This is a genomic window from Salinicola halophilus (genome assembly GCF_003206155.1).
GTDB lineage: Bacteria > Pseudomonadota > Gammaproteobacteria > Pseudomonadales > Halomonadaceae > Salinicola > Salinicola halophilus.
Window position 1 is genome coordinate 82270 of the sequence record NZ_PZJV01000008.1, and the last position, 9344, is coordinate 91613.

The following is a 9344-nucleotide window of genomic DNA, read 5'->3' on the forward strand; positions in this document are numbered from 1 at the left end:
GACGCCAAGCCCTACCCGACCGCCAGGCGGTCCGCTCATCAGCCAACAAGACAACAGCGCAGACACGAGCCCACCATGCCTCTACTCGAAGCGATCGACGTTCACGGCGGCTACGGCGGCATGAACATCCTCAACGGCGTCGACATGACCATCGAGGCCGATGAGATCGGCGTGATCGTCGGCCCCAACGGCGCCGGCAAGTCCACCATGCTCAAGGCGATCTTCGGCCTGCTCACCATCACCGGCGGCGAGATCCGGCTCAGAGGCGAGGCGATCACCAATCTCTCCCCGCACAAGCTGGTCGAGCGCGGCATGGGATTCGTGCCGCAGGAGAAGAACATCTTTCCGAGCCTCTCCGTGGAGGAGAATCTGGAGATGGGCGCCTTTCTCAAGCCCGCCACCGCCACACGGCTCAAGCAGCAGATCTACGAGTTCTTCCCACCGCTGAAGGAGAAACGCCGCCAGCCCGCTGGCGAGCTCTCCGGCGGCCAGCGCCAGATGGTGGCGATGGGCCGGGCGCTGATGAACGAGCCCAGCGTGCTGCTGCTCGACGAACCCACCGCCGGGCTCTCGCCGCTATACATGAACGAGATCTTCGAGCGGGTGAAGACGATCAACGCTGCCGGCGTCGGCGTACTGATGGTGGAGCAGAACGCCAAGCAGGCGCTGCGCATCGCCGACAAGGGCTTCGTGCTCGCCGCCGGCCAGAACCGCTTCACCGATACCGGTCAGGCGCTGCTCGACGACCCGGAGGTCGCCAGGAGCTTTCTGGGCGGCTGAGACCGGGCCAAGATCCACGCCGACGATTCCAACGACAACGACAGTTCCAACGACAACGACGCTTGCAACGACAGCGATGACGCCAATGACAACGATCGAGACTTCGCCGTGAATGAGCTGATCTACTTCTTCAACTATGTGGTCGTGGCGGGCAGCGTCACCGGCAGCATCTACGCCATGGGCGCAATCGGGGTGACGCTGATCTACAGCATTCTGCGTTTCGCCCACTTTGCCCACGCCGACATGATGACCCTTGGCGCCTTTCTGGTGCTGTTGCTGACACTGCTGTTTCCCCACGCCGGCGAACCGCTCGGCCTCCCGACGGCGGTCGTCATGCTGCCGATCGCCATGGTGCTGACCTCGCTGGCCGCGGTGGGCATCGACCGCGTCTTCTATCAGCCGCTGCGCAACCATGGCGTCAAGCCGATCGTCCTGGTGATCGCCTCGCTCGGCGTCACCCTGATGCTGCAGGGGCTGATCCGGCTCTTCTCCGGCACCGGCGCCCAGAGTCTCTACGTCGATGCGCGCAAGGAGATCTTCCGCCTCGAGGTGCCCGGCGTCACGCGGCCGATCATCCTCACCGAGCCGCAGATCATTCTGTTCGTGGTGACGATCGCCAGCGTCATCGCCCTGCACCTGTTTCTGACCCGCTCACGGCTCGGCAAGGCGATGCGCGCGATGTCGGACAACCCGGACCTCGCTCGCGCCTCCGGCATCAACACTCAGCTGATCGTCACCCTGACCTGGGTGATCGCGGGGTCGCTTGCGACCCTCGCCGGCACGCTGCTGTCGCTCGACGTTGCCTTCAAGCCGGATCTGAGCTTCTTCCTGCTGCTGCCGATCTTCGCCGCGGCCATCGTCGGCGGCGTTGGCCACCCGTTCGGTGCCGTCGCCGGCGGCTTTCTGGTGGGCTTTGCCGAAACGCTCGCCGTCTTCAACTGGTCGGTCCTCCTGCGCCCGCTGCGCGACAGCCTGCCGAGCTGGATCGAGCTACCCAACAACCTCGCGCTGGTCGGCACCGAGTACAAGATCGTGGTGCCGTTCTTCATCCTGATCGCGGTGCTGATCTGGCGTCCGACCGGTCTGTTCAAAGGGAAGGTGATCTGATGACGACTCCCCAGCATTCATCCTCCCGCCCCGCCGTTCCCACCCGCGAGCTGGTGCTGTTCGGCGGCCTGATCGTCGTCGTGCTCGGCGTGTTCTTCGCCATGGGCGGCGCCTACGCCACGCGCATGCTGGTCGAGGCCGCCTGCTACGCAATCCTGGCTCTCGGCCTGACCATCCAGTGGGGCTACGCCGGCCAGTTCAACGCCGGCATCATGGGCTTCGTCGCCCTGGGCGGCTTCTCCGCTACCTTCTTCAGCATCCCGGTCAACCACGACTTCTGGTCGAGCGACCTGCCCGGACGTCTCGGCGGCGTGCTGCTCGCCATCATCGCGGCGATCGCGCTGGTCGTCGCCGTCAGCCGCCTCGACCGGCTCGGCGTCCCCAAGCTGGCGCGCACCCTCCTCACGATTCTCGTCGGGCTGATCGCCTACCTGGTGGTCATCAGCTGGCTGCGGGAGGTCACCGGCGACATCGAATCCCAGGTCGACTTCGTCGGCGGGCTGGGGCTGCCGGTGTGGGTCGGCTGGATCGTCGGCGGCCTGCTCGCCGGCGGCGTGGGCTATCTGATCGGCCATATCTGCCTCGGCCTGCGGGCGGACTATCTGGTCATCGCCACGCTGGGGATCGCCGAGATCATCAAGGCGTTTCTCAAGAACTCCGACTGGCTGACCCGCGGCACCGCCACCATCTCACCGCTGCCGTGGCCGGTACCCTCGCCGGGCGAGGTCGGCTTCATCACCGCCCGGGCGCTCTATCTGTCGGTAACGGTGGTGATGATCGCGGTGATCTTCTTTCTGCTCCACCGCGCCTACCACGCCCCCTGGGGTCGGATGATCCGCGCCATCCGCGACAACGAAGTCTCGGCGGCGGCGATGGGCAAGTCGATCAATCGGCGGCGCCAGGAAATCTTCGTCTTCGGCTGCGTGCTCATGGGCATCGGCGGGGCCGCGCTGACCAGCTTCACCGGCATCTTCGACGCTCAGGGCTATCTGCCGCTCAATCACACCTTCCTAGTGCTGGTAATGGTGATTCTCGGCGGGCCCGGCAATAATCTCGGCACGCTTTTCGGCGCCGTGCTGGTCTACGTGATCTGGATCATGTCCGGACCGATGGCGCTGGCACTGGCGCACTTCGTCGCCGAGCTCGGCGGGATGTGGTTCGACTGGCAGCCGGGCAATATGGATAGCCAGGCGCTGCAGGCGCGGGTCTTCGTAATCGGTCTGCTCATACTGATGGTCCTGCGCTTCGCCCCTCGCGGACTGATTCCCGAGAAGGTGGCGCACCACGACTGAGCTCGCGCTCGCCGGGCATCGCGCCCGACTCTTGTCGCCATGGCAATATGACTCTCTACCTGCTGCAAAATTGCATCAATCTACTGCCGCCGCTCCTGGCCCTCGCTGGGGGCGGCCTCATTCTGGTCGGAAGTCTGCGTCTGCTCATGAGACGTGACCGGGCCGGAAAGGGCCGCGGTAAGCTAGACAAGGTGATGAAAGTCACCTGCCTCTCCGCTCCCTTCGTCTTCGTGGCGATACTCGTTGGTATGCAGCAGCTGCTGCCTAACCATGCCGAGACCGAAGCGCTAGCGGCCAGAATCGCCGGATATCCCACCACCCGCATCACACTGCGTCTTACGCATGACATCGAAGCGCGCCGGCGCGTCATCGCAGCTTTCACGCCGTTGATGCGTGCCCACGAGCATCGCTACACCTACCGTGGCAGAACGCCGAGGGGGAACGAGGTTTATACGCAGCGCGCAACGATACCGAGCCGCTACCGAAGCGACGGCACCCGCCTGACGATCGTGACGGGCGTACCCGTTCGTGACGAATTACTGGAAGACCTGCGGCGTCTCGACCGCCAGCCCCCCGCAGAATCCCCACCCAATGCGGTGGCGTTCACCCCCTTCATCGAGTCGGTCGAGGCCGTACAGATCGAGAGTTTCAAACCCTGGCTATCGAGCGGCTCGTGGAATCGCATATCGGCAAGCCATCATTGAAGGCCGGCCACGAAAAACCCGAACCCGCCTTGGCGGATTCGGGTCCAGGACACTCAGCCGGGATAGCGAAGAAGCGGGCGGCTTTCCGACTGCAGATTCCCCGACCGCCACTTTCTGGCTCTATCTATTCACACACCGGCCTTTGGGTGACGCGATTTATTCACCCACCGGCCCTTTGGTGACGAACTTGCCGTCCTCGACCGCCATCTCGACCACGATGCCCGGCACGTCGCCGTTGTCGTCGAACTCATGGTCGCCGGCGGCGCCCTGGTAGTCGACCTCGGTGCCTTCGCCGATCAAGCGCTTCGCCTTCTCCCACTCGCCTGGCAGAATCGTCTCGCCCGGGGCGGTGGCGACGTCGCGCAGCGCCTCGGAAAGCCCTTCCCTGTCGGCACTGCCGTTCTTCTCGATCGCCATCGCCAGCAGGAAGGCGGCGTCGTAGGACTGCGCCGCGAATACCGCGCTGGGGTCGATCCCCGCCTCCTCGGCAAGCGCGGTGAACGCTTCGGTACCCGGTGAATCCGGCGAGCCGGGGCGGGTGGCGATCATCCCCTCGAGCACGTCGGCGCCCACCGCTTCCACCAGCGAGTTGCCGACCATGCCGTCGGCCCCGGCGAACTGACCGAACGCACCGCTCTCGTAGGCCTGGCGCAGAATCGTCTGGCCGGAGGTGTCGGCGTAGGCCAGCACCACCAGCGCCTGCGAGCCGCTGGCGGAGAGCTGGCCGATCTCCGAGCGATAGTCGGCACGGTTGTCTTCGTGGGCCAGGTTCGCGGTGATCGAGCCGCCCTCGGCTTCATAGGTCTCGGTGAAGGCGGCGTCGAGTCCCTGGCCGTAGTCATTGTTGACGTAGGTGACCGCGACGTCCTCGATGCCCTTGGAGAGCAGCAGCCTGGCGAGCTGTTCGCCCTGGAAGGCATCCGACGGCACGGTGCGGAAGACCAGATCGTCGTCGTCGAGATCCGTCACCGCCGGCGCGGTGGAGGCCGGCGAAACCATTACCACGCCGCCCGGAATCGCCGCGTTGTTGGCCGCCGCGATGGTCGCCCCGGTGCAGAGCGCGCCGACGATCGCCGTGACCTGCTCGCTGTTGACCAGCCGGTCGGCCGCATTGGAGGCCGCCGCCGCGTCCGAACAGGTGGTGTCGCCCGACGGCATCGCCATCGTCTCGCCGTCGAACAGCCCACCCTGGGCATTGACCTCCTCGACCGCCAACTTGGCGCCGTCGAAGATCGGCGGCGTGAGGCTTTCGATACCGCCGGTGAACCCGCCAAGGAACCCGACCTTGACGTCTGCCTGCGCGGCAACGCCGCAGACCGAGCCGGCCGCGATGGCCAGCGCCAGAACCGTTTTTTTCATGGTGATCGTCACTCTCTTTGTTGTGGTCTTTGTTGTGGTTCGCGAATCGTCGTTACTGGTGATAATCGTGGGGGATACATCGAATTGTCGTGGTCGAAAACGTCGTCTGACGACGCTTTCACTCTGCTGCGCCCCCTGGAAAAAGACAAGCGCTCGTCACCCTAGAACGGCGAGACGATACCTGGCGTGGCCGGCAGCGAGGCGCAAATCCCGCTACGCTTTGGGCGTCAATCACGGCGACAAGGAGAGAATCATGCACAAGCACATCGAATGGGACACCCCCGGCGGCGAAAGCGTCGATAGTCACTACGCCAAGGATCCCCAGCACCGAGTCGAGCCGCATCCCGGCATGATCCTCACCGCGCAGTACAAGGGCGCGACGGCTCGGATCAAGGTCGAGGCCTACGTAGACGGCGTGAGCATCGGCAAGGTCGCCGCGCTGATCGACGACATGGGCGAACGTCACGACAGCCACGCCGGGCTCGATGTGGGCGACATGGTCCGTCTGCCCGACGACAAACGCGCGTTCCAGTCGCCGCGACAAGACGACTGAGCAAGGGCTCTCCCCCACTCATCACCACTCCCCCCCTATCAACGCCGCCATCTATCAACGCCCCCAACGAAAAAACCCCGGACCTGAAAAGGTCCGGGGAAGCTGGAGGTCGTGCAGACGATCGGTACGTGGCGAGCGTTCTCGCGCGCTCTTACGTCAAACCCTATCGGGCTCGCGACTGGCGATGGCGATCAGTCGATGCCCGCGATGACGATCAGTCGATGCCCGCGATGACGATCAGTCGATGCTCGCGACGGAGAACTCGACGTTGCCATGCTGGGCGTGACTGCCACCGTTCACGTTCTCGAGCGCCTGGGCTGCGGCAACGCTATGGCCCTGACCGGCCAGCGCCGAGTCACCGCCGATGACGTGCGTACCGCGCTGAGTCTCTTCGGCTACCTGCGCCAGCGAGCGATCCGCCACATGGCTATGGCCACCGCTGACGGTATCGACGCGATACTGCGTCGGCAGTGCGTGATACTCCGACGTCACCTGCGTGTTCAGCGGAGCGTTGAGGTAGTCGAAGGCCCGTTCGGTCATCACGCTGTTGGCCTGAGCGGCCGCCGGCAGTGCGATGGCGAGAGCGAATGCAGCGAGGATGCGATTTTTCATGATGAATCTCCAAAAGCGTCGTTGGCGTGGTTGGTGCTGCCCAACCGATGACGCCATTGTGGAGACTTTTCCGTTAGCTGGTTAATAATTGACACCAAAGGCGACTATCGACGCCATCGATAGCCGGGGCGCCTTTTGGCCGAGATATCCCGCGCCGTCACGAACGCACTCCTCCATGCCAATTGGCCTAACCGAATGATCCATTAGCTATAAATCATCGTTTTCGCCACACAACGAGCCGAAGTTTACCTAAGATAGGGGTGGTACGGTCATGACCCTTCGGCTCCCTGTCTATGCGGCACGGCGCCAGTGAAATGACCGAACCCAAGGAGTACCCGTTTCAATCGGTACTCGTCATGAGTCGTATTCGCTGTAAGTGGTACGCGTTGTAATGTCAGTGGTACTCGATGAGCGGCACTCGTCGAGCGGTACACGTTGAACGATACGCATCGTGTGGTACCGGTGGAACGTCGTATCGATGCCAGGCGTGACGGACGGCCGATGACCGTGATCGCGTGTGATGTCGATGGCAAGTGGTACCGACAGGGCGCCGTATCGGAAGTCGAATCGATGAAGCAAGGACGGACAGCATGAGCGAAGAGATCAAGATCGGGGGCAAATGCCCCTTCGCCGGTGACTCGGTTGGCGGTGTCGCCGGATCCGAGCCGACCACCGATCACTGGTGGCCCAATCGCCTCAAGGTCGAACTACTCCATCAGGACCCGCGCGAGGCCAACCCTCACGACGAGGATTTCGACTACGCCGAAGCCTTCCGCCAGCTGGATCTGGCCGAGGTCAAACGAGACATCAAGGCGCTGCTGACCTCGTCGCAGGACTGGTGGCCGTCGGACTACGGCAACTACGGCAACTACGGCCCGCAGATGATCCGCATGGCTTGGCACTCCGCCGGTACCTACCGTATTGCCGATGGCCGCGGCGGCGCCGGTGAAGCCATGCAGCGCTTCGCCCCGATCAACAGCTGGTGGGACAACGGCAACGTCGACAAGTCCCGCCGCCTGCTCTGGCCGATCAAGCAGAAGTACGGCGCCTCGCTCTCCTGGGCCGATCTGATCGTGCTCACCGGCAACTGCTCGCTGGAGATCATGAACTTCCCCACCTTCGGCTTCGCCGGCGGACGCATCGACGCCTGGGAACCGGACAACCTCACCTACTGGGGCCCGGAATCCTGGTACGGCAAGAAGATCGAAGACGCCCCGCACGGCCCGTTCGAAGGTCATCCGGACCAGATGGTCAATCGCGACCTGCGATGGACCGGCGAACCCGGCGACGACGACTACGATCTCGAAGCGCCGCTGGCCGCCTCCAACTCGAACCTGATCTACGTCGATCCGGAAGGCTCGGCCAAGCAGGGCATCCCGGAAGATTCCGCCACCGATATCCGCATCACCTTCGGCCGCATGGCGATGAACGACGAAGAGACCGTGGCCCTGATCGCCGGCGGTCACGCCTTCGGCAAATCCCACGGCATGACCCCGCCGGATCAGATCGGCTTCGCCCCCGAAGGCGCGCCGATGGAAGCCCAGGGTCTGGGCTGGCACAACCCGCGCGGCAAGGGTAACGCCGAAGACACCATGACCAACGGGATCGAGGGCTCCTGGACGCAGGATCCGACCCAGTGGGACAACAGCTACCTCGAGAACCTGTTCAACTTCGAGTGGGAGCAGACCAAGAGCCCCGCCGGTTCGCTACAGTGGACGCCCGTCGACAAGAACGCCCCGCGCACCCCTGACGCGCACCTCGAAGGCGTCGATCATCCGCTGATGATGATGACCTCCGATATCGCGCTGAAGGTCGATCCGTCTTATCGCAAGATCTGCGAGAAATTCCTCGAGGATTTCGACTACTTCACCGACGCCTTCTCGAAAGCGTGGTACAAGCTCACCCACCGCGACATGGGCCCGCGGGCGCGCTATCTGGGTCCGGAAGTCCCGCAGGAAGAGTTCCTGTGGCAGGACCCGATCCCCGCCGTCGACTTCGAGCTGGTCAACGAAAGCGACGTCGCCGATCTCAAGGCCAGGATTCTGGGTGCCGATGTCAGCGTCTCCCAGCTCGCCGCCGTCGCCTGGGGCGCCGCCTCCACCTTCCGCACCTCCGACAAGCGCGGCGGTGCCGATGGCGCGCGCATTCGTCTGGCGCCGATGAAGGACTGGCCGGTCAACAATCCCGACGATCTCTCCCACGTACTCAGCGTGCTGGAAGGCATCAAGCGCGACTTCGACGGCGCCCAGACGGGCAACAAGAAAGTCTCGCTGGCCGATCTGATCGTGCTGGGCGGCTGCGCTGCCGTCGAAAAGGCCGCGCGCGAAGCCGGCGTCGAGATCCAGGTGCCGTTCACCCCCGGCCGCAACGACGCCACCGCCGAGCAGACCGACGAGCAGACCTTCCGCTGGCTCGAACCGGTCTCCGACGGCTTCCGCAACTTCCATCGCAGCGACATCCAGTACAACGTCTCGCCGGAGCAGATCTTTCTGGATCGCGCCGCGCTACTGGGCCTCTCTGCGCCTGAGTGGACCGTGCTCGTCGGCGGCCTGCGCGTGCTGGATGTCAACGCCAAGGGTGCGTATCAGCGCCACGGCGTCTTCACCGACCGCCCCGGCACGCTGACCAACGACTTCTTCGTCAACCTGACCTCCCCCGAGTTCGAGTGGAACAAGGTCGACGACGAAGCGCTGGAGTTCACCCTCGACGATCGCACCAGCGGCCAGACCCGCTTCAAGGCCACCCGCTGCGACCTGATCTTCGGTGCCAATTCCCAGCTGCGCCAGCTCAGCGAGTTCTACGCCCAGAAAGGCGGCCACCAGAAGCTCGTCCGCGACTTCGCCGCCGCCTGGAACAAGGTGATGATGCACGACCGCTTCGACGTCTAATCGCGCCTCGCGCACCACGACGTAACCGAACCCGGCGCCAGTGGCGCCG

At 64.2% G+C, this 9344-nt stretch carries 8 protein-coding genes; 6 read left to right on the forward strand and 2 right to left on the reverse strand.

Features of this window, described 5'->3' with window-relative positions:
* The first annotated feature begins 75 nt into the window (after positions 1 to 75).
* The 4 genes from DOM33_RS15845 (at position 76) to DOM33_RS15860 (ending at position 3883) form a co-directional block, all read left to right on the forward strand.
* A complete protein-coding gene (locus DOM33_RS15845; RefSeq protein ID WP_110670757.1) occupies positions 76 to 780 on the forward strand; it encodes an ABC transporter ATP-binding protein in 705 nt (234 codons plus the stop codon).
* 108 nt (positions 781 to 888) lie between these two features.
* On the forward strand, positions 889 to 1887 hold the full coding sequence (locus tag DOM33_RS15850; protein WP_110670759.1) for a branched-chain amino acid ABC transporter permease: 999 nt from the start codon (positions 889 to 891) through the stop codon (positions 1885 to 1887).
* Positions 1887 to 3179, forward strand: a complete 1293-nt coding sequence (locus tag DOM33_RS15855) for a branched-chain amino acid ABC transporter permease (protein WP_110670761.1) — start codon at positions 1887 to 1889, stop codon at positions 3177 to 3179. Before DOM33_RS15850 ends, DOM33_RS15855 begins: the two co-directional genes overlap by 1 nt.
* A 47-nt stretch (positions 3180 to 3226) precedes the next feature.
* The gene (locus DOM33_RS15860) at positions 3227 to 3883 is read left to right on the forward strand and encodes a hypothetical protein (RefSeq protein ID WP_110670762.1); all 657 of its coding nucleotides are present in this window, start codon (positions 3227 to 3229) and stop codon (positions 3881 to 3883) included.
* 156 nt (positions 3884 to 4039) lie between these two features.
* Here DOM33_RS15860 and DOM33_RS15865 read toward each other — a convergent pair whose 3' ends face one another.
* Complete coding sequence (locus DOM33_RS15865; protein ID WP_110670764.1) at positions 4040 to 5242, reverse strand: ABC transporter substrate-binding protein; 1203 nt, start codon at positions 5240 to 5242, stop codon at positions 4040 to 4042.
* A 253-nt stretch (positions 5243 to 5495) separates the two neighbouring features.
* Here DOM33_RS15865 and DOM33_RS15870 point away from each other — a divergent pair, with 253 nt between their 5' ends.
* Positions 5496 to 5795, forward strand: a complete 300-nt coding sequence (locus DOM33_RS15870; RefSeq protein ID WP_110670766.1) for a hypothetical protein — start codon at positions 5496 to 5498, stop codon at positions 5793 to 5795.
* 237 nt (positions 5796 to 6032) lie between these two features.
* Here DOM33_RS15870 and DOM33_RS15875 read toward each other — a convergent pair whose 3' ends face one another.
* Entirely contained in the window at positions 6033 to 6407 is a 375-nt protein-coding gene (locus DOM33_RS15875) for a hypothetical protein (protein WP_110670768.1), read from the reverse strand.
* 590 nt (positions 6408 to 6997) lie between these two features.
* On the opposite strand from DOM33_RS15875, the gene katG reads away from it, so the two are divergent.
* Positions 6998 to 9295: a catalase/peroxidase HPI gene (katG, locus tag DOM33_RS15880; protein WP_110670770.1), complete on the forward strand. Its 2298-nt coding sequence runs from the start codon at positions 6998 to 7000 to the stop codon at positions 9293 to 9295.
* Positions 9296 to 9344 lie beyond the last annotated feature (49 nt).